Source organism: Sphingomonas sp. VDB2 (assembly GCF_047946695.1).
GTDB lineage: Bacteria > Pseudomonadota > Alphaproteobacteria > Sphingomonadales > Sphingomonadaceae > Sphingobium > Sphingobium bisphenolicum.
Genome location: NZ_CP159615.1, coordinates 3475662 through 3501319, shown reverse-complemented (window position 1 = coordinate 3501319; position 25658 = coordinate 3475662). Strand labels below are relative to the sequence as shown.

25 protein-coding genes and 1 riboswitch are annotated in these 25658 nt (G+C 67.1%); of the genes, 14 read left to right on the top strand and 11 right to left on the bottom strand.

Going from position 1 to position 25658, the window contains the following annotated elements; translation table 11 throughout:
• Nucleotides 1-11 precede the first annotated feature (11 nt).
• Nucleotides 12-491 (top strand): hypothetical protein, encoded by a 480-nt coding sequence (locus tag ABT375_RS17470; protein ID WP_224548527.1) that lies wholly within the window; start codon nucleotides 12-14, stop codon nucleotides 489-491.
• A gap of 4 nt (nucleotides 492-495) precedes the next feature.
• Here the strand turns inward: ABT375_RS17470 and ABT375_RS17465 are convergent, their stop codons facing one another.
• Nucleotides 496-822 (bottom strand): 4a-hydroxytetrahydrobiopterin dehydratase, encoded by a 327-nt coding sequence (locus ABT375_RS17465; RefSeq protein WP_416464930.1) that lies wholly within the window; start codon nucleotides 820-822, stop codon nucleotides 496-498.
• Between the two features lie 21 nt (nucleotides 823-843).
• Here ABT375_RS17465 and ABT375_RS17460 point away from each other — a divergent pair, with 21 nt between their 5' ends.
• The 6 genes from ABT375_RS17460 to ABT375_RS17435 all read left to right on the top strand — a co-directional run bounded on the left by ABT375_RS17460 (nucleotide 844) and on the right by ABT375_RS17435 (nucleotide 4893).
• Nucleotides 844-1251, top strand: coding sequence for a metallopeptidase family protein (locus ABT375_RS17460; RefSeq protein ID WP_066604047.1), 408 nt, complete (start codon nucleotides 844-846; stop codon nucleotides 1249-1251).
• Nucleotides 1248-1847 carry a heme ABC exporter ATP-binding protein CcmA gene (ccmA, locus tag ABT375_RS17455; RefSeq protein WP_416463482.1) on the top strand — a complete coding sequence of 200 codons (600 nt, stop codon included), beginning with the start codon at nucleotides 1248-1250 and terminating at the stop codon, nucleotides 1845-1847. The genes ABT375_RS17460 and ccmA overlap by 4 nt, the downstream gene beginning before the upstream one ends.
• Nucleotides 1844-2491: a heme exporter protein CcmB gene (locus ABT375_RS17450; protein WP_224548436.1), complete on the top strand. Its 648-nt coding sequence runs from the start codon at nucleotides 1844-1846 to the stop codon at nucleotides 2489-2491. The genes ccmA and ABT375_RS17450 overlap by 4 nt, the downstream gene beginning before the upstream one ends.
• A gap of 148 nt (nucleotides 2492-2639) precedes the next feature.
• Nucleotides 2640-2843: a hypothetical protein gene (locus tag ABT375_RS17445; RefSeq protein WP_224548434.1), complete on the top strand. Its 204-nt coding sequence runs from the start codon at nucleotides 2640-2642 to the stop codon at nucleotides 2841-2843.
• Between the two features lie 127 nt (nucleotides 2844-2970).
• Nucleotides 2971-3864 carry a DMT family transporter gene (locus ABT375_RS17440; RefSeq protein WP_416463481.1) on the top strand — a complete coding sequence of 298 codons (894 nt, stop codon included), beginning with the start codon at nucleotides 2971-2973 and terminating at the stop codon, nucleotides 3862-3864.
• Between the two features lie 81 nt (nucleotides 3865-3945).
• A complete protein-coding gene (locus ABT375_RS17435; RefSeq protein WP_416463480.1) occupies nucleotides 3946-4893 on the top strand; it encodes a cupin-like domain-containing protein in 948 nt (315 codons plus the stop codon).
• A gap of 25 nt (nucleotides 4894-4918) precedes the next feature.
• Here the strand turns inward: ABT375_RS17435 and ABT375_RS17430 are convergent, their stop codons facing one another.
• Complete coding sequence (locus ABT375_RS17430; protein ID WP_224548429.1) at nucleotides 4919-5197, bottom strand: chorismate mutase; 279 nt, start codon at nucleotides 5195-5197, stop codon at nucleotides 4919-4921.
• Nucleotides 5198-5301: 104 nt separating this feature from the next.
• On the opposite strand from ABT375_RS17430, the gene ABT375_RS17425 reads away from it, so the two are divergent.
• Complete coding sequence (locus tag ABT375_RS17425; RefSeq protein ID WP_261935337.1) at nucleotides 5302-6330, top strand: polyprenyl synthetase family protein; 1029 nt, start codon at nucleotides 5302-5304, stop codon at nucleotides 6328-6330.
• A gap of 134 nt (nucleotides 6331-6464) precedes the next feature.
• Complete coding sequence (locus ABT375_RS17420; protein WP_416463479.1) at nucleotides 6465-7244, top strand: TSUP family transporter; 780 nt, start codon at nucleotides 6465-6467, stop codon at nucleotides 7242-7244.
• A 47-nt stretch (nucleotides 7245-7291) separates the two neighbouring features.
• Here the strand turns inward: ABT375_RS17420 and ABT375_RS17415 are convergent, their stop codons facing one another.
• Nucleotides 7292-8902 carry an ATP-binding protein gene (locus ABT375_RS17415; protein WP_416463478.1) on the bottom strand — a complete coding sequence of 537 codons (1611 nt, stop codon included), beginning with the start codon at nucleotides 8900-8902 and terminating at the stop codon, nucleotides 7292-7294.
• 161 nt (nucleotides 8903-9063) lie between these two features.
• Between ABT375_RS17415 and hrpB the strand changes: the two genes are divergently transcribed.
• The 5 genes from hrpB (at nucleotide 9064) to ABT375_RS17390 (ending at nucleotide 15847) form a co-directional block, all read left to right on the top strand.
• Nucleotides 9064-11529 carry an ATP-dependent helicase HrpB gene (gene hrpB / locus ABT375_RS17410; protein WP_416463477.1) on the top strand — a complete coding sequence of 822 codons (2466 nt, stop codon included), beginning with the start codon at nucleotides 9064-9066 and terminating at the stop codon, nucleotides 11527-11529.
• Nucleotides 11530-11585: 56 nt separating this feature from the next.
• On the top strand, nucleotides 11586-11864 hold the full coding sequence (locus ABT375_RS17405) for an ETC complex I subunit (RefSeq protein ID WP_261935340.1): 279 nt from the start codon (nucleotides 11586-11588) through the stop codon (nucleotides 11862-11864).
• 215 nt (nucleotides 11865-12079) lie between these two features.
• Nucleotides 12080-12322, top strand: a complete 243-nt coding sequence (locus ABT375_RS17400) for an acyl carrier protein (RefSeq protein WP_224548423.1) — start codon at nucleotides 12080-12082, stop codon at nucleotides 12320-12322.
• A gap of 104 nt (nucleotides 12323-12426) precedes the next feature.
• Nucleotides 12427-13689 (top strand): serine palmitoyltransferase, encoded by a 1263-nt coding sequence (spt, locus tag ABT375_RS17395; protein WP_416463476.1) that lies wholly within the window; start codon nucleotides 12427-12429, stop codon nucleotides 13687-13689.
• A 124-nt stretch (nucleotides 13690-13813) separates the two neighbouring features.
• Complete coding sequence (locus tag ABT375_RS17390; protein WP_416463475.1) at nucleotides 13814-15847, top strand: ATP-binding protein; 2034 nt, start codon at nucleotides 13814-13816, stop codon at nucleotides 15845-15847.
• Here the strand turns inward: ABT375_RS17390 and ABT375_RS17385 are convergent.
• From ABT375_RS17385 to ABT375_RS17350, 8 genes are all read right to left on the bottom strand, one after another.
• Nucleotides 15804-16682, bottom strand: coding sequence for a hypothetical protein (locus ABT375_RS17385; RefSeq protein WP_224548420.1), 879 nt, complete (start codon nucleotides 16680-16682; stop codon nucleotides 15804-15806). The genes ABT375_RS17390 and ABT375_RS17385 overlap by 44 nt on opposite strands.
• Before the next feature lie 30 nt (nucleotides 16683-16712).
• Nucleotides 16713-17360, bottom strand: coding sequence for a DUF938 domain-containing protein (locus tag ABT375_RS17380; protein WP_416463474.1), 648 nt, complete (start codon nucleotides 17358-17360; stop codon nucleotides 16713-16715).
• The gene (gcvPB, locus tag ABT375_RS17375; RefSeq protein WP_224548418.1) at nucleotides 17357-18931 is read right to left on the bottom strand and encodes an aminomethyl-transferring glycine dehydrogenase subunit GcvPB; all 1575 of its coding nucleotides are present in this window, start codon (nucleotides 18929-18931) and stop codon (nucleotides 17357-17359) included. The genes ABT375_RS17380 and gcvPB overlap by 4 nt, the downstream gene beginning before the upstream one ends.
• Nucleotides 18928-20286, bottom strand: a complete 1359-nt coding sequence (gene gcvPA, locus ABT375_RS17370; RefSeq protein ID WP_416463473.1) for an aminomethyl-transferring glycine dehydrogenase subunit GcvPA — start codon at nucleotides 20284-20286, stop codon at nucleotides 18928-18930. The genes gcvPB and gcvPA overlap by 4 nt, the downstream gene beginning before the upstream one ends.
• 207 nt (nucleotides 20287-20493) lie before the next feature.
• A complete protein-coding gene (gene gcvH / locus ABT375_RS17365; RefSeq protein ID WP_224548416.1) occupies nucleotides 20494-20865 on the bottom strand; it encodes a glycine cleavage system protein GcvH in 372 nt (123 codons plus the stop codon).
• Nucleotides 20866-20892: 27 nt separating this feature from the next.
• Nucleotides 20893-22044, bottom strand: coding sequence for a glycine cleavage system aminomethyltransferase GcvT (gene gcvT, locus ABT375_RS17360; RefSeq protein WP_416463472.1), 1152 nt, complete (start codon nucleotides 22042-22044; stop codon nucleotides 20893-20895).
• A gap of 178 nt (nucleotides 22045-22222) precedes the next feature.
• Nucleotides 22223-22322: riboswitch (glycine riboswitch) on the bottom strand.
• A gap of 53 nt (nucleotides 22323-22375) precedes the next feature.
• The gene (locus ABT375_RS17355; RefSeq protein ID WP_416463471.1) at nucleotides 22376-23536 is read right to left on the bottom strand and encodes a deoxyguanosinetriphosphate triphosphohydrolase; all 1161 of its coding nucleotides are present in this window, start codon (nucleotides 23534-23536) and stop codon (nucleotides 22376-22378) included.
• Between the two features lie 54 nt (nucleotides 23537-23590).
• Nucleotides 23591-25585, bottom strand: coding sequence for an SPOR domain-containing protein (locus ABT375_RS17350; RefSeq protein WP_416463470.1), 1995 nt, complete (start codon nucleotides 25583-25585; stop codon nucleotides 23591-23593).
• Nucleotides 25586-25658 lie beyond the last annotated feature (73 nt).

Here is a 25658-nt window from a genome sequence, read left to right as displayed (position 1 = left end):
TTCCTGTGGTGCTGATGCTGGCCCTGGCGGCTGGCTGTCGCGGCTCGTCCGCCGACAGTGCGCAGGCCGACAATGGCGCTGCGCCGCCAGTCGCGACCGTCGCCACGATCGAGCCGGACCCCACCCCGCTGCTGCCCGCGGCCGAACCGGTGGCGAAGCCGGTGAAGGCGTCGCCGCTCGTGACGGTCCGCGCCCAGCCTGCGCCGCGCAACACGCTGGACCTGCCGCCGTCCGACGATGGCGGGTCGGCGCTGCCCTTCCCGCAGGAAGTCACCGCCTTCATGGTGGACCGCGACGGGTGCGACCATTTCCGCGGCGAAGAACCCTATGACGCCGAACGACGCGCCTATATCGCCGAAAATATCGCCGAATTGTGCAGCGGCACCGACGCGAAGCTGGCGATGCTGCGGCGGCGCTATGCAGGCGATCGATCTGTGACGGCGGCCTTGCGGGGCTATGAGGACCGGATCGAGGGCGTCTCCAACTACTGAATGCTCAATCCGCCAGCGCGTCGATCGCATGGGCGAGGTCGATGTCGCGTTGTGACAGGCCGCCCGCGTCATGGGTGGTGAGAAGAATGTCCACCCTGTTATAGACATTCGACCATTCGGGATGATGATCCGCCTTTTCGGCCAGGATCGCGACCCGCGTCATGAAGCCGAAGGCGCCGACGAAATCGGTGAAGGTGAAGCGGCGCGATATGCCTTCCGGCTCCGCCACGCTGGTCCATTGCGGCAGGTCGGCCAGCGCGACGGCGCGATCCTCTTCGCTCAGTTTGCCAATCATGTCCCTATCCTCATGAAATGCCTTGGGGCCTGAAATGCCTTAGGTTATGTGGCAGGCATGTCGCACCCCGGTCAACCGCTCCGCTTCGCCCCGACCCCCCAGGAGATCGAGACGCTCGCGCTGGAGGCGCTCAGTCGCCTGCCCGACCCGTTCAACGCGCATCTGTCCGATGTCGTGCTGTTCGTGGAGGAGTTCGCGCCAGCCGACATTTTGAAGGAGATGGAGATTGACGACCCGTTCGGCCTGACCGGTTTGTATAGCGGCCGTCCGGTGGGCCAGGAGGCGCAGACCGGGGACGTGCCCCCGACCGTCCATCTGTTCCGCCGCCCGCTGCTCGACGAATGGGTCGAAACCGGCGTGCCGCTCGACGCGCTCATCACCCATGTCGTGGTGCATGAGATCGGCCATCATTTCGGCCTGTCCGACATCGATATGCATGTGCTGGAGGATATGGTCGCCTCATGAGCGGGGCGGCGCTGCGCCTGCACGGGCTGGCCTGCCTGCGCGGGGGGCGGATGCTGTTCCGGGACGTGAACCTGGCGCTGGCGCCGGGCGGCGGGGCGCTGCTGACCGGCCCCAATGGCGTGGGCAAGTCCAGCCTTTTGCGAGTCATTGCCGGGCTGCTGCCGGCCTTTGCCGGCACGGTGGAGCGAACCGGCGGGATCGCGCTGACCGACGAGCGTCTGGCGCTGGACGCCGACCTGCCGCTGCGCCCAGCGCTCGATTTCTGGGCTAGGCTGGATCGGGCCGACGGCCAGGCGGTAGCGGCGGCGCTGGACGCGATGGCGCTGACGGCGCTGGCCGAGGTGCCGGTGCGGATGCTGTCGACCGGGCAACGCAAGCGCGCGATGCTGGCGCGGGTGATCGCCAGCGGGGCCGCGATCTGGCTGCTCGACGAGCCGGGCAACGGGCTGGACACGGCGTCCACAGCGTTGCTGGGCGCGGCGGTGGCGACGCATATGGCGGCAGGCGGGATCGTAGTCGCAGCCTCCCACCAGCCGCTGCCGATCGACGCGCCGGTGCTGATCGCGCTGGGCGACTATCAGGCGGAGCCGGCATGAGACTGCTCTGGCTGCTCGCCGCGCGGGATTTGCGCCAGGCCTGGGCGTCGGCGGGGCTGTGGCTGCCGGTCGCGTTCCTGCTGCTGGTCGCCAGCCTCTACCCCTTTGCGGTCGGGCCGGATGCCGCGCTGCTGGGGCGCACCGGCGGCGGGATGCTGTGGATCGCAGCCCTGCTCGCCAGCCTGTTGCCGGTCGACCGGCTGGTCGCGCCGGACCGGGACAGCGGCGTGCTGGACCAGATCGCGCTGCGCGGCATCGGCGAGGAAATGGTGGTGATCGCCCGGCTGGCGGCGCATTGGCTGGGCTTCGGCCCGCCGCTGATGATCGCCACCCTGCCCGCCGCGGCGCTGCTGAAGCTGGACGGGGCGACGATCATACAACTGGAGATCGGGCTGTTGATCGGCACGCCCGCGCTGGCGGCGCTGGGCCTGCTGGTGGCGACGCTGACCGCCGGGCTGCGATCGAGCGGCGCGCTCGCGGGATTGCTGGCGCTGCCGCTGGCGGTGCCGCTGCTGATCTTCGGCGCAGGGACGCTGGGCGACGGCAGCGGCGCGGCGTTGAAGTTCCTGGGCGCGGCGTCGCTGCTGCTGGTCGCGATCACGCCCTTCGCCGGCGGGGCGGCGATCAGGGCCGGGCGGGAATAGGCATTTCGTGACGCGGCCTCCGTTCATTGACGAACGGCGGCGAATCTGGCAGTTTCCCTTACGGCAGCCGAGAAAACATCGGCGCCAGGAGAGGATGCCCATGAACCGAATTCAAACGAATTCCGGAAATCTTTTTCATGCGCTTTTGATGCGATGCCTGGCGGACCAGCATCAGCCCACCGACGAGGAGATCGACCTTGTCGCCGGCAAGATCTGGCATGAGAGCCGCGGATCGGCGACCGGCCAGCCTTGGCTGGATGTGGCGCGGGGCAGCGATGCGCACCGGCAGATGGTCGATGCGGCCATGATGGCGCTCACCCCTTGCGCGCGGGAGCCGGCCCCGCTGCGATAGCCGCGGCGACCTCCCTGCCGAGCGGCCCAATGCCCTCTCCTTTTGACCGGGACGCGGACGCGCGCCACCGTCCCCTCCTCTCTTCCGCCCGCTCGACATCCCCCTGCCCTTGCGCCAAAGGCGGCGGATGTTCGGTATCGTCGCATCCATTCTGTTCGTCCTGATCTGGTCCACCGGCTTCATCGTCGCGCGGGCGGTGGTGCCGCATGGGGCGCCAGAACTGATCCTGGCGGTGCGGCTGACCGCGACGACGCTGCTGCTGGGCGGGTGCGCGCTCTATGCGCGGCAGGCGTGGCCGCGGGGGCGACGGCTGGGATTGCACCTGGCGGCAGGGGCGATGCTGCATGGCCTGTACCTGACCGTAAGCTGGTGGGCCGTGAGCCGGGGGATGCCGGCCGGGATCATGTCGCTGCTGGGCGCGACCCAGCCGCTGATGGTCGCGGTGGCGAGCGTCGCACTTTTGGGCGAACGCTTGCCGGGGCGGAGTTGGGCGGGCCTCGCCATCGCGATCGGCGGGGTGGTGTGCGTGTTGTTGCCGGCACTGGAGCGCAGCGGCGCCGGCGCGATCGGTCTGGTGCCGGTGGTGGCGGGTGTGATCGCGGTCATCGCCATGACCGGCGGAACGCTGATCCAGCGCGGCGCGATCGCTGGTGATCCGATCCTGATGTCGGGCGCGGCACAGAATCTGGGCGGCGCGCTGGTGGCGATCGCCGCAACGCTGATCGTTGGGGAATGGCGCTGGGACAATGACCCGCTATTGTGGATCGGGCTTGGCTGGTCGGTGCTGGGGCTGTCGGCAGCGGGGCTGTCGCTGCTCGTGTGGCTGGTGCGGCATCAGGGGCCGACGCGCATGTCGATGCTGTTGCTGCTGGTGCCGCCGCTGGCCGCCATCGAGGCATGGCTGCTGTTCGGCGAGCGGCTGGGGCCGGTGCAGCTTGTCGGGTTCGCGCTGGCGCTGGGCGGCGTGCTGCTCGGGCGGTCGCAGGGAAAGAAGATGGCTGAGGTGGTGGAGCCGGCTTGATCTGCACGGGCTTGGACTAGCCCGTCACCGAACCGTCATCTTCTGCAACATCGCTGTCATGATCGCGCGATAAGGGACGACATGAGCAAGCGCCCGCCTTCCCTCCCCGCCCAGGCCCATGACATGCGAATGCAGATGGCGCTGCGGCAGATCGATTTCGGCGCTGCGCCGCGCGCGGCAGCGGTGCCCGCGCCCAAGCCGCAGACGGCCGAAGATGCGCTAGCGCTCAAGCGGCGCGACTGGCTGCTGGCGGTGCAGGAGCGGCAGCGGGCGTTGTCGCCCTATGCTTCGGGTCTGCTGACCGCGGAAAATCTGTCGGGCGAGGATTTCCTGCACAGCTTCTACGCGCCGGGTCGGCCGGTGCTGATCAAGGGTGCGATGGCCGGATGGCCGGCGCTGGAGCGCTGGACGCCCGACTATCTGGCCGAGACGGTCGGCGACGCCGAGATCGAATATCAGGGCGGGCGATCACGTGCGCAGGATTATGAGCTGAAGAAGGATAGGCACCGCAAGCGCGCGCCCTTCCGCCAGTTCATCGCTCTGGCGCGGGCGGGTGGCAACGACGCCTATCTGACCGCGTCGAACAGCGCCGCCAATGCGCCGGCGCTGGCGCCGCTGGCGGCGGACCTGGGGCATCTCGACGCCTATCTGACGCGCGCGCCGGGGATGCTGTGGATCGGCGGCGAAGGCACGTTCACGCCGCTGCACTTCGACCTGACCAACAATCTGCTGGCACAGGTGACGGGGACCAAGCGCGTGATCCTGATCCCGCCGTCGCAAACGCAGCGGCTGGCGCACAAGTCGCATGTCTTCAGCGAGGTGCGCGACGTCACCGACCCTGCCCGGCTGGCGCTCCATCCGCAGGCGCGCGACGTGCTACGCTATGAGGTGCTGCTGACGCCGGGCGACCTGCTATTCGTGCCCATAGGCTGGTGGCATCAGGTGCGGTCGGAAAGCTTCGCGACCATGCTGACTTATACCGGCTTCCATTGGGAGAATGCCGGGCATGAGAGCTATCCGGCGGGGTGATGTCCATCGGCATTGCGAAGGGATTTCAGCCCTCGCGCAATTGCTCGTGGTGGCGGATCACCTCGTCGATGATGAAGCGCAGGAATTTTTCGGTGAAATCGGGGTCGAGCTTCGCGTCGAGCGCCAACTGGCGCAGGCGGGTGATCTGGCGCTCTTCCCGGCCGGGGTCGGCGGGGGGCAGGTCGTGAGTCGCCTTATATTCGCCCACGGCCTGCGTGACCTTGAACCGTTCGGCCAGCATGAACACCAGCGCCGCGTCGATATTGTCGATGCTTTCGCGATAGCGGTTCAAAGTCTCGTCCACTTGGGCCTCCGGTTCCAGATGGCGCGCTTTTTGCCGCATCCGGCGCGTCGCGCAAGCTATTCCCGCTTGCCTTTCACATTTTGCGCCGCCACATGAGCGCGGTCATGACAGCACCCGCCCCCGGTAACGTCCACCCGATCGGCCGCGCCACAGCCGCGCCTTCGCTCGCCCCCATCATGGCGCTCGTCGCCGACGGCATGAACCAGGTCAATGCCGTGATCCTGGACCGGATGCAGTCGCGCATCCCGCTGATCCCGGAACTGGCCGGCCACCTGATCGCGGGCGGCGGCAAGCGATTGCGGCCGATGCTGACCTTGGCCTGCGCCGATCTGGTCGGCTACGCCGGGTCGCGCCATTACAAATTGTCCGCCGCCGTGGAGTTCATCCACACCGCCACGCTGCTGCACGACGATGTGGTCGATGGATCGGGGCTGCGTCGCGGGCGCAAGACCGCCAACATCATCTGGGGCAACAGCGCCAGCGTGCTGGTGGGCGACTTCCTCTTCTCCCGCTCGTTCGAGCTGATGGTCGAGGCGGAGTCGCTCAAGGTCTTGAAGATTCTGGCCAATGCGTCGGCGGTGATCGCGGAGGGCGAGGTCAACCAATTGACCGCGCAGCGCAAGATCGACACCAGCGAAGAACAATATCTCGACATCATCGGCGCCAAGACCGCCGCTTTGTTCGCCGCCGCCTGCCGCATTTCTGCCGTGGTCGCCGACCGTGACGAGGCGGAGGAGCAGGCGCTGGACGTCTATGGCCGCAATCTGGGCATCGCCTTCCAGTTGATCGACGATGCGATCGATTATGAATCGGACGGCGCGACCATGGGCAAGGATGCGGGCGACGATTTCCGCGACGGCAAGGTGACCCTGCCGGTCATCCTGGCCTATGCGCGTGGGGATGAGGCGGATCGCGCTTTCTGGAAGGCGGCGATCGCGGGCCACAAGATCAGCGACGAGGACCTGGCCCATGCAACCGGCCTGCTCCGCCAGACCGGGGCGATCGCCGACACGCTGGCGCGCGCGCGCCATTATGGCCAGCGCGCGATCGACGCGCTGGGGCGGTTCGATGCCGGCAAGGCCAAGGCGGCCCTTACCGAAGCGGTCGAGTTCGCTATAGCGCGGGCCTATTGAGGAGACGGGCGGCGTCGCTCGTTTCCTAGCCCGTTCGGGCTGAGCCTGTCGCAGCCCATTTCTTTCATCCCAAAGAAGAGAAGCCCTTCGACAGACTCAGGGCGAACGGGAACGATAACAAGGCCCGTCACTGCATGATCCTCTCCCCCGAAACCATCGCCTTCCTCATGGCCGCAGCAACGATGGCAGGCTGTATCGACGCGATGGCGGGCGGCGGCGGGCTCATCACCCTGCCCGCGCTGATGGCCGCCGGGATACCGCCGGTGCAGGCGGTGGCGACCAACAAGCTGCAAAGCTGTTTCGGCACGTTCGGCGCCTGTATCGCCTATGCGCGGCGCGGGCATATGGACCTCAAAACCTACAAGGCGCCGATCGTCGCCGCCTTTATCGGGTCGGTGGGCGGCGCATGGCTGTTGCAGCGGGTCGATCCGTCGATCCTGGCCGGGCTGATGCCTGCGCTGCTGATCGCGATGGCCGCCTATTTCACCTTCTCGCCCAAGCTGGGCGACGCCGATCGCCATGCGCGGGTCGGCATGGCGGGCCTGACGGGCCTTGTCGGCGTAGTCGGCTTCTATGACGGCTTTTTCGGGCCGGGCGCGGGCGCCTTCTATACCACCATATTGCTGGCGCTGGGCGGCCTGTCGATCCTGCGCGCCACGGCCCAGACCAAGGCGGCGAATTTCGCGAGCAATGTCGCCGGGCTGCTGACGATGCTGGCGGGCGGGCATGTGCTGTGGGTCGCCGGACTGGCCATGGCGGTCGGCAGCATCACCGGCGGCCAGATCGGATCGCATCTGGCGATGCGCTTCGGGTCGCGGCTGATCAAGCCGCTGCTGATCGTCATGTCGCTGGCGCTGACCGCCAAGATGCTACTGGACCCGAAAAACCCGATCCATATCTATCTGTTCGGGTAACAGCCCTTGCGTCACCCGCTTCTCGACAGGCTCGAAGCGAACGGAAATTATTCTGCCTGCAAGAGCGTCGCCACACGACGGTGCAGTTCGTCCACGGCGAAGGGCTTGGTCAGCACTTCCATGCCATGTTCGATATGGCCGTGGTTCAGCACGGCGTTTTCGGCATAGCCGGTGACGAACAATATTCGCAAGTCGGGGCGCAGCATGCGGGCGGCGTCGGCGACCTGGCGGCCATTGAGGCCACCGGGCAGGCCGACATCGGTGATGAGCAGGTCGATCCGACCACGGGATTCCAGAATGCGCAGGCCCGACGGGCCATCCGCCGCCTCCAGGCAATGATAGCCCAGGTCGCCGAGCGCATCGACGATCAGCATCCGCACCGACGGTTCGTCGTCGATCACCAGCACCGTCTCGCCCGCTTCCGCCTCGACCGCCGGTTCGGCGATGTCGGGCGCATCCACATCCTCCTCGCCGCGATGGCGGGGCAGGTAGATGCACACCATCGTGCCGTCGCCCGGTTCGGAATAGATGCGGACATGGCCGTTGCTCTGGCGCGCGAAGCCATAGACCATGGATAGGCCGAGGCCCGTGCCCTGCCCGATCGGCTTTGTGGTGAAGAACGGATCGAACACCCGATCCAAAATCGCCTTGTCGATGCCGGTCCCGGTATCGCTGGTGCAGACGGTGACATATTGGCCGGGCGTCAGGCCATGGTCGCGCGCGGTGCGATCGTCCAGCCAGCGATTGCCCGTCTCGATCGTGATCTTGCCGCCAACCGGCATCGCGTCGCGGGCGTTGATACAGAGGTTGAGCAGCGCATTTTCAAGCTGGTTCGCGTCGACCAGGGCGGGCCACAGGCCGGAGGCGGCGATCGTCTGCACCTCGATCTGCGGACCGACGGTGCGCCGGACCAGTTCGGAAAAATCGCCGAGCAGCCGGTTGATGACGGTCGGTTTGGGGGTGAGCGTCTGGCGGCGAGAAAAAGCCAGCAGGCGATGGGTGAGCGCCGCGGCGCGGCGGGTCGCGCCCTGCCCGGCGGTCAGATATTTGTCGATATCCCCGGTGCGGCCCTGCGCCAGCCGGACGCCGATCATTTCGAACGCGCCGGAAATGCCGGCCAGAAGATTGTTGAAATCATGGGCGAGACCGCCGGTGAGTTGCCCGACCGCCTCCATCTTTTGCGCCTGGCGCAGCGCGCTTTCCGCTTCTTCCCGCTCGGCCAGCGCCTGTTCGATCCGCAATTCCAGCGTGTCGTTGAGGTCGTGCAGCGCCTTTTGCGCCTTCACCTGCGCGCTGATGTCCTTGAACAGGACGGCGACCTGCCGGTTTTCGAACGGGCCGACGCGGAAGGAAGAGACGTCGAGATAATGGCCGGTCTTTTCCAGTTCGCGCTGAAAGCGGATCGGCTTGCCCGTCCGCAGGACGCCGCCATATAGTTCGACCCAGCCATCGGCCTCGTCCGGCACCATTTCGCGCAGCTTCTGGCCCACCACATTGGGGATGCCGGCATTGCGTTCATAGGCAGGATTCGCCTCGACATGGATATAGTCGCTCAAGGGACCGTGGGGACCATCGAAAAATTCGATGATGCAGAAGCCGTCCTCCATCGTTTCGAACAGGATACGATAGCGTTCCGCATCCCCGATCAGGCTGTCCATTGCGCTTGTCGTCCCTTCGTCTGCGCCGCGTCCATGTTCGCGGCAGACGAATATGGATCAATCCCTTTGGCCGCGGAACGTGCGGCAAGGCAACTGTTTCCATGGGCGCTTGCTTTTTGCGCGGCTTGCGATTTGCCGCAATCGGGGCGAGAGGAGGCGCGATGAGCGACCTGCCGATCCACGCTGTCCTGCCCGACCTGCTCGCCGCCTTGCGGACGGGCAGCAATGCGGTGCTGGTGGCACCGCCGGGCGCGGGCAAGACGACGGCGGTCGCGCCGGCGCTGCTGGGCGAGCCATGGTGCATGGGCCAGGTGCTGCTGCTCTCGCCGCGCCGACTGGCCGCGCGGGCGGCGGCGGAGCGCATCGCCGAGATGATGGGCGAGCAGCCAGGCGGCACGGTCGGCTATGCGACGCGGATGGACAGCAAAGTGTCGGCGCGGACGCGCCTGCTGGTGCTGACCGAGGGTATCTTCGTGCGGCGGATACAGGACGACCCGGAACTGGCGGGCGTGTCGGCGGTGTTGTTCGACGAAGTGCATGAGCGCAGCCTGGACAGCGATTTTGGACTGGCATTGGCGCTGGATGCACAAAGCGCGCTGCGGCCGGACCTGCGGATCGTGCCGATGTCCGCGACGCTGGACGGCGCGCGCTTTGCGAGCCTGCTTGCCAATGCCGAACGATCCGCGCCGGTGATCGAGAGCGAGGGCCGCATCCAGCCACTGGAGCTGCGTCATATCGGACGCGCGGCGGAAAAGAAGATCGAGGATGAAATGGCGGCGGCGATCCGCCGGGCGTTAGCCGAGGAAGCCGAGGGCGACCTGCTCGCCTTCCTGCCCGGCGTGCGCGAGATCGAGCGGACGGCGGAGCGGATAGAGGGCATCGCCGAGGTGCATATGCTGCATGGGTCGCTCGATCCCGGCGCGCAGCGGGCAGCGATAAGGCGCTCCCGCTCAGGCGCGCGAAAGGTCATTCTTGCCACCAGCATCGCGGAAACCAGCCTGACGATCGACGGTGTGCGGATCGTGGTGGACAGCGGGTTGGCCCGGCGGCCGCGCTATGATCGCGCGGCGGGCGTGACGCGGCTGGTCACGGAACGGGCCAGCCAGGCGTCGGCAATCCAGCGCGCCGGTCGCGCGGCGCGGCAGCGGCCCGGCGTCGCCTATCGCCTGTGGGAAGCGGCGGCGAGCGCGGGGATGCCGCCCTTCGACCCGCCGGAGATATTGGAAAGCGACCTGTCCAGCCTGCTGCTCGATTGCGCGCTGTGGGGAGTGAGCGATCCGGGCACATTGCGCTGGCTCGATCCGCCGCCCGCTGCGGCGGTGGAGGAAGCGCGCAGGCGGCTGACCGTGCTGGAGGCGCTGGACGAGGACGGACGCATCACGCCGCATGGCAAGGCGCTGGCGACGCTGCCGCTGTCCCCGCGCATCGCCCATATGCTGGTGCGCGCGGGCGAGATGGGGCTGGCGGAGGTGGCGGCCGAGGTCGCCGTGCTGCTGGGCGAGCGCGGCGTCGGGGGGCAGGATACCGACCTGACGCTGCGACGGCAGCGCTGGCGGCGCGAAAGCGGCAAGCGGGCCGACGCAGCGCGGGGGTTGGCGCGGCGGTGGGCGCGGCTGGTGCAGCGCGCGCCGGGCAATGGCGACGGCGACCATGCGGTCGGCCTGTGCCTCGCCCTCGCCTTCCCCGATCGCGTCGCCAAGCGCCGCTCCGCCGACGGCGCGGACTGGGCGAGCGTGGGCGGGCGCGGATTTCGGCTTGATCCCCTGTCGCCGCTGGCGCGCGAGGCGTGGCTGGCGGTGGGCGAGGTGCAGGGCAGCGCGGCGGGCGCGCGCATCCTGTCCGCCGCGCCGATCGGCGAGAGCGAGGTGATCGCCCTGTTCGGCGCCCGCATCGCCGAGCACCGCACCGTCAAGTTTCGCCCGGCCAATGGCGGGATCGAGGCGTTGCGCGAGCGGCGGCTGGGCGCGGTGCGGCTGTCGTCGGGTTCCGACGACCGGCCCGACCCGGATGCCGTGGTCGCGGCGCTGGTCGATGGCGTGCGGCAGGGCGGGATCGACCTGCTCCCCTGGTCGGAAGCGGCGCAATCGCTGCGGATGCGGGCTGGCTTTGCCGGGGTAGAGGCAATGTCCGATACCGCTTTGATCGCGACACTGGACGATTGGTTGCCGGCGCTACTGACGGGCAAGCGGCGGCTTTCGGACATCGATCGCTCGCAGCTATCCGGCGTGCTGGAGGGGCTGATCGGCTGGGACGGCAAGAGCCAGCTCGACCGGCTCGCCCCGCCCGATTTCCGATCGCCCGCCGGCAGTAGCCATGCGATCGATTACGCCGCCGAGGGCGGGCCGCGGGTGGAGTTGCGGGTGCAGGCGCTGTTCGGGCTGGCCGAGCATCCGACGGTGGGCAGCCAGCGCATTCCGCTGGTCCTGTCGCTCACATCGCCTGCCGGACGGCCGATCCAGACGACGCGCGACCTGCCCGGCTTCTGGGCGGGCAACTGGCGCGACGTCGCCAAGGAAATGCGCGGCCGCTATCCGCGCCATCCCTGGCCCGACGATCCGGCCGGAGCCAGCGCCACATTGCGCACCAAAAATGCCGACGCCAGAGGACATGCCTCCCGGAAGTCTTGACTTGGGCGCGGCCGCTGGTGCAACGCAGCATGACGTATTACCGGAGTCTTTCGCGAATGAGCGCGCGCATTTACCAGATCCAGAAGAACGCCCTCCAGTCCGGCAAGGCGCTGACCCATAAATGGGTGCTGGAATATGCGCCCGCCGAAGCCAAGCAGGCCGATCCGCTGACCGGCTGGGCCGGTTCGGGCGACACCAAGCAGCAATTGAAGCTGAGCTTCCCCTCGCAGGAGGCCGCGATCGCCTATGCAGACAAGCAGGGCGTCGCCTATACCGTCATCGCAACGCCGCCCAAGACGCTGAAATTGCAGGCCTACGCCGACAATTTCCGGTAGGCGCCCGCTTTCGCTGCTTCATATTCGGGCGCGATGCTGCCCGATTGACGCCTTATTCGCTTGCCAAAGAGCGGATCAGAGTCCCATCCGATTGCATCGGATAATGCTCTGATTATTTTTGCTTACCGCATTTTGCGAGTTGTCGGCTGTTCCAGCCGACTTCAAAATGCTTTGGGCGGCAAATGCCGCGCTTTGACGGAAAGATTTTCACGATAATGACGGATCGCACCGATATTTTCGACAGCATCGCGGCCCAGATCGCGCCCTTCAACAAAAAGGGCGTCGACCTCACCGAAGCCACCACCTTCGCCGGCGACCTGGAATGGGACAGCCTGACGGTGATGGATTTCGTCGCGGCGATCGAGGATGAGTTCGACATCATCATCACCATGAACATGCAGGCCGAGATCGAAACCGTCGGCCAGTTGGTGGACGCGGTCGCCAAGCTGAAGGGCTAAGCGCCCACCCTGTCCCCGTTCGCTTCGATCCTGTCGAGAAGGATGCGCTTGGTTCTCGACAAGTTCGAACCTAACGGAGGTTTAGAACCGAACGGATTTTACATATGACCGACGCTGCCGCCACCGCGAACGATGCGCACATCCCGGCCGAAACGCCCGCCGCGCGCGACCTGTTTTCCAAATTCGACGCCCTGATCGCCGAGCGCGAGGCGCTGCTGGCGACCGGCGTGCGCGATCCCTTCGCCATCGTGATGGACGAGGTGAAGTCGCCGACCCAGGCCGTCATCAAGGGCAAGGACACGATCCTGCTCGGCACCTATAATTATATGGGCATGACGTTCGACCCGGACGTCGTCGCGGCCGGCAAGAAGGCGCTGGACGAATTCGGCGCCGGCACCACCGGCAGCCGCGTGCTGAACGGCACCTATCAGGGCCATGCCGAAGTCGAGACGGCGCTGCGCGAATTTTATGGCACCAGCGGCGCGATGGTCTTTTCGACCGGATACCAGGCCAATCTGGGCGTGATTTCGACGCTGGCGGGCAAGGGCGACTATGTCATCCTGGACGCCGACAGCCATGCGTCCATCTATGACGGTTGTTTCCTGGGCGACGCGGAGATCGTCCGCTTCCGCCACAACAGCGTCGAGGATCTGGGCAAACGCCTAGCCCGCCTGCCCGCCGACGCACTGAAGCTGGTGGTGCTGGAAGGCGTCTATTCGATGCTGGGCGACGTCGCCCCCCTGCCCGAGATGGTGGCGGCCGTGCGCCAGCATCCCAACTGCATGATCCTGGTGGACGAAGCCCATGGCATGGGCTTTTTTGGCAAACATGGCCGGGGCGTCTATGAGGAACAGGGCGTCGAGGCCGATGTCGATTTCGTCGTCGGCACCTTCTCCAAATCGGTCGGCACGGTCGGCGGCTTCTGCGTCTCCAACCATCCCAAGTTCGAGATTTTGCGCCTCGTCTGCCGCCCCTATGTCTTCACCGCCTCGCTGCCGCCCAGCGTCGTGGCGACCGCGGCGACGAGCATACGCAAGCTGATGCATGCGAGCGACAAGCGCGCCCATCTGTGGAAGAACAGCCAGCGGCTGCACAAGGGGCTGACCGACCTCGGCTTCACCCTGGGCACCAAGACGCCGCAGTCGGCGATCATCGCCGTGATCCTGACCGACCAGACCCAGGCGGTCGCGATGTGGCAGACGCTGCTGGAACTGGGCCTCTACGTCAACATGGCCCGCCCGCCCGCGACCCCGGCCGGCACCTTCCTGCTGCGTTGCTCGCTGTGCGCCGAACATAGCGACGAACAGGTCGAACAGATCATCGGCATGTTCGAAGCCGCAGGCAAGGCGACCGGGGCGATCGGCTGATCGCCGGCAGTCGCGGCGCCAACGCGCCCGATCGAGGCGTTTGCACGACGGAATGACGTCATTTTACGGAACTTTTTACCCGCGATATTTCGCGGTTAATGTTGTTCGTCTAGTGTAACGGTCCATGGCCGACAGCGACCATCAGTTTGAACGGGATCCGGAAGGGTGGGCCAGAAGCTGGCGCGCGCTGACGCGGCGCGTCCTGCCGCTGCTGCTGGCCGCCTTGCTGATCGGATCGCTGGGCGCGCTGCTCTACAGCGCCAGCAACGCGTCGCAGGATCATGCGCAGGCGCTTGCCGAACAGCAGAGCAGCTTCGAGGTAATCGCGCTGGCGCGCGGTTTCGAGGCGCGTATGGCCCGCGCCGAAGTGACGCTGGCGCGCTATGTCATCAGCCTCGATCCCGACACCGGGCGGCTGTTCCAGGACCAGTGGCGCGGCGCCGCCAGCCAGTTGAAGGCGCTGACCTACGCCACGCGCCGGTCGGGCTGGCAGCATGGCAATGTCGAAGCGCTGCATTATGCCTTCATCCAACGCGGCAAGACGCTGAGCGAGATCGGCCTGCGCACCACCTACGACCAGAAAATGGCGGCGCTGGGCCGCTTTCACCAGGCCGGCAAGAGCCAGGATCTGCGCCGTATCACCGCCCTGCTCGACCTGGTCATCAAGGCGGAGAATGACCGGCTGCGCGAACGCAGCCTGGCGGTGACTCTGGCGGGCGACCGCAGCGAATGGGTGGGCAAGACGTCGCGGCTGGTCGGGCTGGCGATGCTGGTGTGCATATTGTTCGGCGTCTGGTTCGCCAACACAGCCTTTCGCGAACGACGGACGGCGCGGCGGCTGGCGGAGGCGGAAACAGAGCGGGCCGACCGGCTGGAGGCGGCGGTCGCAGCGCGCACGGCCGAGCTGTCCGACGCCTATGACCAGTTGAAGCGGGAATCGGCGGAGCGGGCCGCGGCCGAACATGATCTGCGCCAGATGCAGAAGATGGACGCGGTGGGCCAGCTAACCGGCGGCATCGCCCATGATTTCAACAATATGCTGGCGGTCGTGGTCGGCGGACTGGAACTGGCCAAGCGCAAGTTCCGGCTGAAGCCCGAAGAGGCCAGCCGGCATCTGGACAATGCGATGGAGGGCGCCAATCGCGCGTCCGCGCTGACGCGCCGGTTGCTGGCCTTCGCCCGATCCGAACCCTTGCTGCCCAGCGCGGTCGATCCCGATGCGCTGTTGTCGGGCATGGCCGACCTGATCGACCGCACCATCGGCGACCAGATCACCGTCCGCTTCGCCCAGGGGGCGAGCGACTGGCGCATTTTCGTCGACCAGCATCAGATGGAAAATGCGATCCTGAACCTGTGCGTCAACGCGCGCGATGCCATGGATGGACGCGGGCAACTGACGCTGGCGACCGGCCAGACGGCGCTGGCGGCGGGCGAGATCGGCGAATGCGCGGCGGGCGACTATGTCACCGTGACCGTTATCGACGATGGATGCGGCATGACGCCCGATGTGCTGGCGCGCGTGTTCGAACCCTTCTTCACCACCAAGCCGGTGGGCAAGGGCACGGGCCTGGGCCTCAGCCAGATTTTCGGCTTCGTCCGCCAATGCCGCGGCGAGGTGCGAATCGAATCGGCCCCGGGCGAGGGTAGCAGCGTGCATCTCTACCTGCCGCGGTCCATCGTGGAGGGCGAAGTCGCCAATGCCGAGGTCAGCTTCGCGCGCGCGCCGGTCGAACAGCCGCCGACCCGCATCCTGGTGGTGGAGGATGATCCGCGCGTGCTGAACCAGACGATGGCGGCGCTTAGCGAGTTGGGCCACCTGCCGATCGCCTGCGACCATCCGGCCAAAGCGGCGAAATTGCTGGCCAATAATGGCGACGTCGGCCTGATTATCAGCGACGTGCTGATGCCCGACATGACCGGGCCGGAAATGGTGAAGGCGCTGCCGGCCCGTTTCCGCCACCTGCCCGTGCTGTTCGTCACGGGCTATGCCGGCGACGCCAATGACAGCGCCGATTTCGAAGGGCATCAGGTGCTGCGCAAGCCCTACACGCTGATGGCGCTGGGGCAGGCATTGGCGACGACGCTCGGCGGGCAAGCGCTTTACGGGCAATCCCTCAGCGAATCGCACCACCCCGGAACAGCCGCGGCAGCAGAGTGAGCGCGCCCAGCAGCGGCCAGCGCCGTTGCCAGGGTTTGATCGCGATCTGCGTACCGGCATGGCGATTGATCTTCCACGCCAGATAATCGATGCCGCCGGCATAGGTGAAGCTGGCCTTGGCCAGGCGGATCACGGACAGCCGTTTGCCGCGGCGCTGGAGACCGCGCCAGCGCGCGGGCGCGTCCGCCGGCGAGGACGGCAGGCCATCGGCCAGCGCGGCCTCCCCGACGCGGCGATAGCGTTCCGGATCGGCATCGACGATCGAGAGCGAGCGCCCCTTTTTCTCGGCACGCAGCTCCGCATTATAGGTGAGGGTGAAGCCGGTCCGCCACAAGGCGAGCGCATCGCCCTGCCCCTCCGCCATCGGCCGCGCCAGCGCGAGCAGGGTCGGCGCAGCCTGCGCAACCGCGGCGACGGCCCGCTGGCGAGCGAGATCGTCGGCGGCCCAGAGCAGGCGCGAAGGCTGGGCGAAGCGCGCCCAGACCGAGACATTGTCGGCCTCCATGCCGTTCAACCGGGCGAAGTCGGCTTCGGACAGGACCGCATATTTGGCGATCAGGCCCTGATGCTCGAAGGGAAAGACATTGGGCGGGATCAGGCGATTGGCGCGCGCCAGCCAGCTTTGGCCATAGGCGGCGGGATAGTCCGACACGATCAGGTAGAAATCGAGCATCAGCCCGTCGAGATTTTGCTCGCGCAGGCAGGAGCCGTAGAAAAGGACAGCGCGGGCGGCCTGCGGATATTTCGCCGCGAGCGCCCCCGCCATCGCCGCCGCGCGGGGATCGGCCGGGGCGCTCAATTCCGCGGTGACGAGGGGAAGAAGCTGGCTGGGCATTGGACCGTTCAAAAAGGCTTTAACCCGTGTCTAGAGCCATCCCTTACGAAAGAGCAATGACAGGTTGTTCGCGGGCATGTCGACAAGGCGATCAAGGCCCAGGCCCTGCGCGTCCGCCGCCGCGACCACGTCCTCCACCGATCGCAGCCCCCAGCGCGGATCGCGGGCCTTGAGCGAGACATCGAAGGCAAGGTTGCTGGGTGCGGTGTCGACGCCCGCGCGCGCATAGGGGCCGTAGAGATAGAGGAGGCCGCCGGGCGACAGCGCCTCCCCTGCCCCCTTGAGCAGTCCCAGCGTCGCTTGCCACGGGGCGATGTGGATCATGTTGATGCAGACGATCGCATCGGCCTGGGCGTTCGGCCATTCGCCCGTCGCGTCCAGCCGGATCGGCGAACGGAGATTGGACAGGTCCGCTTCGGCGCGCCATGCGGCGATCGAGGCGAGCGCGGCGGGATCGGGATCGCTCGGCTGCCAGTCGAGCGAGGGGAAGGCGACAGCGAAGTGGACAGCATGTTCGCCGCTCCCACTCGCCACCTCCAGCACCAGACCGGAGGACGGGAGCTGGCCGCGCAAGACCGCGACGATGGCGTCGCGGTTGCGCTCGGTCGCGGGCGCGTAGCGTTTATCCGCGAGGGCGGGGCCGGAACCGGGTTCCCACGGCTCCGGCCTGTCGATCATTCGGCAGCGACCGCCAGCGCAGGGTCGGTCCAGGTGAGGACCGGCTTGCGCGCCGCGAGGGTTTCGTCAAGCCGCCGGCGCGGCGCGTGATAGGGCGCGCCCTTGAGCGCTTCGTCCCCTGCCTTGGCGCGTTCGGCGAGGCTGCGCAGCGCCAGGATGAACTGGTCCAGCGCCGCCTTGCTTTCGGTTTCGGTCGGTTCGACCAGCATCGCGCCATGGACGACCAGCGGGAAATACATGGTCATCGGGTGGAAGCCTTCGTCGATCAGCCCCTTGGCGATGTCGAGCGTGGTGAAGCCCTCGGCCAGCCCCTTGTCGCTGAACAGCGCCTCATGCATGCAGGGGCCGCTGTCGCCGAAGGGGGCGTCCAGCACATCGTCCAGGCTGCGCAATATATAGTTGGCGTTGAGGACGGCGTCCTCCGCCACCTGGCGCAGGCCGTCCGCGCCGTGGGACAGGATATAGGCCAGCGCGCGGGTGAACATGCCCATCTGCCCATGGAAGGCCGACATGCGCCCGAAGCTCTGCGGCATTTCCTCACCGACATTCTCCTCCTCGATGAGGTGGATCGAGCCGTCCGCCATGCGCGCGGTATAGGGCAGCGGACCGAAAGGCGAGAGCGCTTCGGACAGCACCACCGGGCCGGAGCCGGGGCCGCCGCCGCCATGGGGGGTGGAGAAGGTCTTGTGCAGGTTGATATGCATGGCGTCGACGCCCAGATCGCCGGGGCGGACCCGGCCGACGATGGCGTTGAAGTTCGCGCCGTCGCAATAGACGAAGGCTCCGGCGGCATGGACCGCGTCGGAAATCGTCTTCATGTCGCGTTCGAACAGGCCGCAGGTGTTGGGATTGGTGATCATCACCGCTGCGACGTCGGGGCCGAGGCGGGCCTTGAGCGCTTCCAGGTCCACGCGGCCCTCGGGGGTCGCGGGGATGTCCTCCACCTTGTATCCGCAGAAGGCGGCGGTGGCGGGGTTGGTGCCGTGCGCGCTTTCCGGGACGAGGACGACCTGGCGCGCGTCGCCGCGCGCTTCCAGCGCGGCGCGGATGCAGAGCAGGCCGCACAGTTCGCCATGGGCGCCCGCCTTGGGCGTCATGGCCACGCCGTGCATGCCGGTCAGCTTGATGAGCCAGACGGCGAGTTCGTTGATGACGCCCAGCGCGCCCTGCACGGTGGATTGGGGCGCGAGCGGGTGGAGGTCGGCGAAACCGGGCATCCGCGCGACCTTTTCATTGAGGCGCGGGTTGTGTTTCATGGTGCAGGAACCGAGCGGGAACAGGCCAAGGTCGATAGCGTAGTTCTGGCGCGACAGACGGGTGTAATGGCGCACCGTTTCCTGTTCCGACAGGCCCGGCAGGCCGATGGCGTCGGTGCGGGCGAGTTTGCCGAGGCGGCTGGCGACACTGGGTGCTGGCGCGAAATCGACGCCGGTCGTAGCGGTCGAGCCGATCTCGAAGATCAGCGCCTCTTCCAGCATCAGGGCGCGATTGCCGGTGGCGGTTGCGGGGGCCATATGGGCTTCCTTGACGGGTTCGGGCGCGGTGGGGCGACCTTCCTTGAGCATCGTCATGCCAGTTCCTCCTCCAGCGCTGCGGCAAGGCTTTCGATATCCTCCGCCGTGACGGTCTCCGTGACGGCGACGACAAGGCCGTTGCCGATCGCAGGCGTCTGCGGGAAGAGGCGGCCGAGCGAGACCCCGGCCAGCACGCCCTTGTCGGCCAGAGTGCGCACGACGTCGCGGGCGTCCTTCGACAGGATCAGGGTAAATTCGTTGAAGAAGCTGTCGTTGAGCAGCGTGACGCCCGGCACCTGGCCCAGGCGATCGGCGGCCTGCACGGCCAGGCCGTGATTCAGCGTTGCCAGTTCACGCAGGCCGCGTTCGCCCAGCAGCGTCATGTGGATGCTGAACGCCAGCGCACAGAGGCCCGAATTGGTGCAGATGTTCGACGTCGCCTTCTCGCGCCGGATATGCTGCTCGCGAGTGGAGAGGGTCAGCACGAAACCGCGCTTGCCCGCCGCGTCCACCGTCTCGCCACACAGGCGGCCGGGCATCTGGCGGACATATTTCTGCTTGCAGGCGAAGAGGCCGAGATAGGGGCCGCCGAACTGGAGGCCGACGCCGATCGACTGGCCTTCGCCCACGACGATGTCCGCGCCCATATGGCCCGGCGCCTTGATCGCCCCCAGGGCGACGGGTTCGGTGACCACCGCGACCAGCAGCGCACCGGCTGCATGGGCGGCCTCGGCAAGCGGGGCCAGGTCGGCGATGCGGCCGAGAATGTCCGGATATTGGACCACGACGCAGCTCGTATCCTTGTCGATACTCGCGATCAGCGCGTCGATGTCGGTCGCGGCGTCCAATGTCGGGGCTTCATGCGCCAGCGCGTCGCCGGTGAATTTCGCCATCGTCCTGGCGACAGAGACATAATGAGGGTGCAGTCCGGACGACAGGATCGCCTTGCCGCGCTTGGTGATCCGGCGGGCCATGCCGATCGCTTCCCAGCAGGCGGTCGAGCCGTCATACATGGAGGCGTTGGCGACGTCGCAGCCCAGCAGGCGCGCGACCTGCGTCTGGAATTCGAACAGCACCTGCAACGTACCCTGCGCGATTTCCGGCTGATAGGGCGTGTAGGCGGTCAGAAACTCGCCGCGCTGGATCAGATGATCGACGCTGGCGGGGACATGATGCCTGTACGCGCCAGCGCCCAGGAAGAAGGGCGCCTCCCCCGCCGACAGATTTTTCCGCGCCAGCGCCGCCATATGACGCTCGACCGCCAGTTCGCTGGCATGATCCGGCAGGCCGGCGATGGTGCCCGTCAGACGGGCTTCAGCGGGCACGTCCACGAAGAGGTCGTCGATGGACGCCGCGCCGATGACGGACAGCATCTCCTGCCGGTCGGTGTCGGTAAGGGGTAGGTAGCGCATTCTGCTTCTCCCCCCTCCTTTTTAGGGAGGGGTAAGGGGGTGGGTCCGCCGCGCCCGCGGCGGCTCTTTAGGATAGGATTGAAGCTCCCTACGGTCGCCACCCACCCCGTTTGCAGGTGAACAGCGCCCCGCGCTGTTCAGGCCAAGCCGGGGGCTTGACCGACCTGAAACGCCCCTCCCTTGAAAGGGAGGGGCTTATTGTGTGGGTTAGAGGCTCGCCACGAACTTCTTGTACGCCGCTTCGGTCATCAGGCCTTCCAGCTCGCTGGTGTCGGCGATGCGCAGCTTGAAGAACCAGCCGTCCTCTTCGGCGTCGCTGTTCACCAGCGCGGGTTCATCCTCCAGCGCGCTGTTGGATTCGACCACTTCGCCCGAGATCGGCGCATAGACGTCCGATGCGGCCTTGACCGATTCCACGACGGCGGCGTCGTCACCCTTGTCGAAATTGGTGCCTTCGGCGGGCAGTTCGACGAATACGATGTCGCCCAACTGTTCCTGCGCGTAGTCGGTGATGCCGACGGTGGCGATTTCGCCCTCGACATCGATCCATTCATGTTCGTCGGTGAAATAACGGCTCATGGATATACTCCCGTCGGTAAAAGTGGATCAGGCCTTGCGGCGATAGTGATGCGGAACGAACGGCATCGGCGCAACCACCGCGGCGATGCGCTTGCCCCTTACTTCGATTTCCAGCGCCTCGCCGATCACGGCATGGGGCAGGCTGACCCAGCCCATGGCGATCGGCGCGCCCACGGACGGCGCGAAGCCGCCGGAGGTAACTTCGCCCACCAGCACGTCGCCAGCATAGATTTGCGCGCCTTCGCGGGCCGGCAGGCGGCCTTCGATGGTCAGGCCCACCCGCCTGGAGCCCGGCCCGTCGGCCAGTTCCTTCGTCACGCGGGCATGACCGATAAAACCGCCTTCTTCGCGGCGGCGCTTCTGAATCGCGAAGCCCAGGTCCGCGCCGATCGTGCTGACCGCAGGCGACAGGTCATGGCCGTAGAGCGGCAGGCCGGCTTCCAGCCGCAGCGAATCGCGCGCCCCCAGGCCGATCGGCTTGACCTGCGGCAGCGCGCACAGCGCGTCGGCGAGCAGGGTGACATCATCGGCGGGGACGCTGATCTCGAACCCGTCCTCGCCGGTATAGCCCGACCGGCTGATCCACAGCGGGATGCCGCGCCAGGTGAAGGGTCCGGATTGCATGAACAACAGGTCGGCGGTTTGCGGGATGAGCGTGGCGAGCGCCTCGCCCGCTTCCGGCCCCTGGAGCGCCAGCAGCGCCTGATCGGCCATGTGGTTCATCACCACGGCGTCGGGCAGATGTTCGATCATCCAGCCGATATCGTCATATTTTGTCGCGCCGTTGACGACCATGTAGATGGCCGCGCCGTCGAAAGCGCCATCCCCCAGGCGCGACACCATGAGATCGTCGAGGATGCCGCCCTCCTGATCGAGCAGCATCGAATAGCGCTGGCGAAAGGGCTTCAGCCCCTTGATATCGCTGGGCAACAGATATTCCAGCGCGTCATCGACGTTTTCGCCGGAAAAACTGAGCTGGCCCATATGGCTGACGTCGAACAGGCCGGCATGTTCGCGGGTCCAGGCATGTTCCGCCATGATGCCTTCATATTGGATCGGCATATGATAGCCGGCGAAGCCGACCATGCGCGCGCCACGGGCACGGTGCCAGGCATCGAGCGGCAGGGCCTCCAGCGGCAGTTCCTCTGCGATTGTGGCGATATCGTCATTGCCGGACATGAAGCGTCCTTTCCGTGCGGGGTTGATGGCGACCGATGCAAAGGCCCGGAGTCGGACCTGTCCTATCTGCCACCCCCTCTGTCACGGAACCTGAGAGCTTTGACCAGCGGCCTTGCGGCCACATGGCTTACCCCTTCGGTGGGACAGTCATGCGACTGTCCGCTTTCCAGAGTGCCTTGCGCGCGATGCGGTCCTTTGACCTGAGAGATTCCGGGGCGGTTGCTCCTTCGGTGACGGGGTGGCCTCCAAGGCTTCCCATGCTCTCCCGCATCATGCCCGACGAACGAATCCGCCGGAGACCTGTCCGCATTGCGTCAATCGCAGGGGCGCGTCAATCGGCCAGCGCCATCGCCCCATAGATTTCCGCATGGCGCTTTTCGGCGTAACGGTCGGTCATGCCGGCGATGAAGTCGGCGATGTGGCGGCTGCGGGTGGGTTCCTGCCCGACGCAGTCGTCACGCCATTCGGGCGGCATGAGCGCGGGATCGGCCTGATAGGCGCGAAACAGGTCGGTGACGATGACGCGCGCCCGGTCGGCGGCGGCGAGCTGTTCGGGATGATGATAGAGGGTGGCGTACATGAAACGCTTGAGGTCGCGCTCCTGCGCCGCAAGGTCCGGCGAGAAAGCGACCAGGGTGCGGCCGAGCGCGCGGACATCCTCGACCGTCTCCACGCCCGATGCGGCGATGTTGGCGCGGGTCGATTCGATCAGGTCGGTGGCCATCACGCCGATCTGCTCGCGCACCAGCTCGCGCAGCAGCCGGTCCTCCGCCACGTCGGGATAGCGGGCGCGCACCCGGTCCCAGCAGCCGCGCACGAACGGCACTTCCATCAACTGGTCAAGCGTCAGCAACCCGGCGCGCAAACCATCGTCGATATCATGATTGTCATAGGCGATGTCGTCGGAAATCGCCGCCAGTTGCGCCTCCAGCGAGGCATGGCTGGTCAGGTCGAGCGGGAAGAGCGCGTCCAGCTCCCGCATCGCCCAGCCGGGATGGACGATCGGGCCATTATGCTTGGCCAGCCCTTCCAGCATTTCCCAGCTCAGGTTGAGACCGGCAAAGCGCGGATAAGGGCTTTCCAGCAGCATCAGCGTGCGCAGCGTATGGGCGTTGTGGTCGAAGCCGCCATGATCGTCGAGCGCGACCTCCAGCGCATCTTCACCGGCATGACCAAAGGGCGGATGACCGATGTCGTGGGCGAGGCACAGCGCTTCGGTCAGATCCTCGTTCAGCCCCAAGGTGCGCGCGGTGGTGCGGCCGATCTGGGCAACCTCCAGACTGTGGGTCAGGCGGACGCGGAAATGATCGCCGTCGGGCGAGACGAACACCTGCGTCTTGTGCCGCAGGCGACGGAAGGCGATGGAATGGATGATGCGATCGCGGTCGCGCTGGAAGACGTCGCGCGGCCCGCGCATCTCGCCGCCCGCTTCGGGATGGAGGCGGCCCCGGCTGGCGGAGGGATGGCAGGCATAGGAGGCGAGGATCGTCATGCCCGCCCTCTTAGAGCCTTCTCCAGCCGGCCGAAACAGCCGACTGCAAAATGCTCATTCGGCCCCCAGCTTCTCCACGACCTCCCCCGCTTCGCTTTTCCAGGCGAAGGCATCGGCGCCGTCGGCCTTCAGATTGGCCTCCAGTTCCTTGGCGCGGGTGAAGCTGGCGAAGGGACCGACCAGCAGGCGATTGGTCCGCCCCCAGCCGGCGCTCCATCCGTCCTGGCGGGACAGGATCGTATATTTCTTGCGCAGCCCCTTCATGGTGAAGCCCAGCGCCGATTTGCTTTGCCCCACGCCGACCTGCAGCCAGTTGCGCGACGGATTGTCGGCCAGGCGCTTCTTCTCTTCGGCCTCCTTCTTCGCCTTGGCGTCGGCTTCCGCCTTGGCTTTGGCGAGGGCGTCCTTCTTCGCCTTGTCCGTGGCGGCCTTGGCCGCGGCCTGCCGCTCGGCGCGGCGGGCGGCCTGGATCGCGGCGATTTCCGTGAGGTCGACGGCGGCGACGGTCGGCTGGCGCTCGGCTTCGGGGACGTCGATCGCGCGAATGATGTCCGCCAGCGTGCGGGTGGCGACCGGATCGGGTTGCGGGACAGAAGGCGGCGGCACGGCCGTGAGCGGCTGGACGGTTGCGGCGGGCGATGTGGTGGCGGTTGCAGCGGCGGGCGGAGCTGAACCCGCAGGTTCAGGCGGCGGCGATGCCTGCGCCAGCGCGATCGCATTGAGCTGCGATCCCGCGTTGGAGGGCGGCGCGGCGGCCGGCGGCGCACGATCGATCGAATCGAAGCCGGGGGCGGGCGGCCCTTGCACCGCGCCATTGGGCGTAGCGGCGGCGGGCGATGCGGCCGCCTGACGCACGGGCGACGGTTCGGACGGCGTTTGCTCCGCCGACGCGAATGCCGTGGACGACGGCAAGGGCTGGACCACCGGGGCCGGCAGCGGCGCGCTCGGCTGCTGCGCGGGCGGCGGGGTCGGCGTGGATCGCAGCGCAGACTGGACGGGCGCGGATTGGGCCGGCGCGGATTGGGCCGGCTGGGGCTGGAGCGCCCTGGGCGGGATCGTCTGGGGCGGGGTCGTCCGGGCTTGGGCCAGTTGCGGCTGGGCGGGACGACGGGCGGCGGCGAGTCCCTCGGCGCGGGCGATACGGGCGGCCTCGCGCTGCTGGCGGCGCTGTTCGGACCGGCTGAGCGGTTTGGTCTTCGCCGGGCTGGCGGAGGCGACGGCGACCGGCGCGCTGGCGGCCACCGCGATGCCCGGTGCCGGCGGGGTCGGCGTGATCGCGGCGATGCTGGTGCCGATCTGGGCCGGGAAATGGCCGAAATGCACCGCCGCCGCCTTTTGCGCGGCCGTCAGATAGGGCATTTTCTGCATATAAGGAATGATCGCGGCGGCCAGTTGCGCCGGCATGGTCTGCTCCGCCACCTTCTTCGCATCGGCCTGCTTGTTGTTCATCGCCAGGATGAAGGCGCGATAGCGCCAGGCGGCCCGGTCGCTCTTGTAGAACAGGGGTTCGAGGATCTTGTCGGACGCGGCGACCTGCCCCGCTATGCCGAGCGAAGCGGCGTAGCGGCGCACCAGTTCATCATCGCCGGGGGTGCGCAGGAGCGCGGCCTGATAGTCGCGCTGCGCGCCCGCCTGATCGCCGGTCATGTCGCGCGCCAGGCCGCGGTCGGACAGGATCGTCGCATCGGGATAGCCCAGCCGCCCCGCCTGGTCGAACAGGCGCAGCGCCTCGACCGGGTTTTGCAGCTTGAGCATGACCCGTCCCAGCCCGGCCTTGATCCGGCCATTGCCGCTCTCGATCGCGTCGGCGCGGGCGAAGAAGCCGGCCGCCGCGCGCGGGTCATCCAGCGACAGCGCCGCCTCCCCCGCACCGATCAGCGCGACGACGTCGCGCGGATTGGACGCCAGGCGCGCCAAATTGCTGTTGAGGTCGGCGGCGCCGAGCGGCCGAACCAGTTGCGATTGGTCCTGCTGGGCATGCGCGGGGGCCGCGAGCAGCAGCGCGCCCGGCAGCCAAAGACCGAGAATCCATGGAGAAGTGCGTGTCACATCCGCGCCTTAGCCGATCCCAGGATGAATGGGAAATTAGCCCAACGAAAAAGCGCGCCGGGTCGCCCCAGAC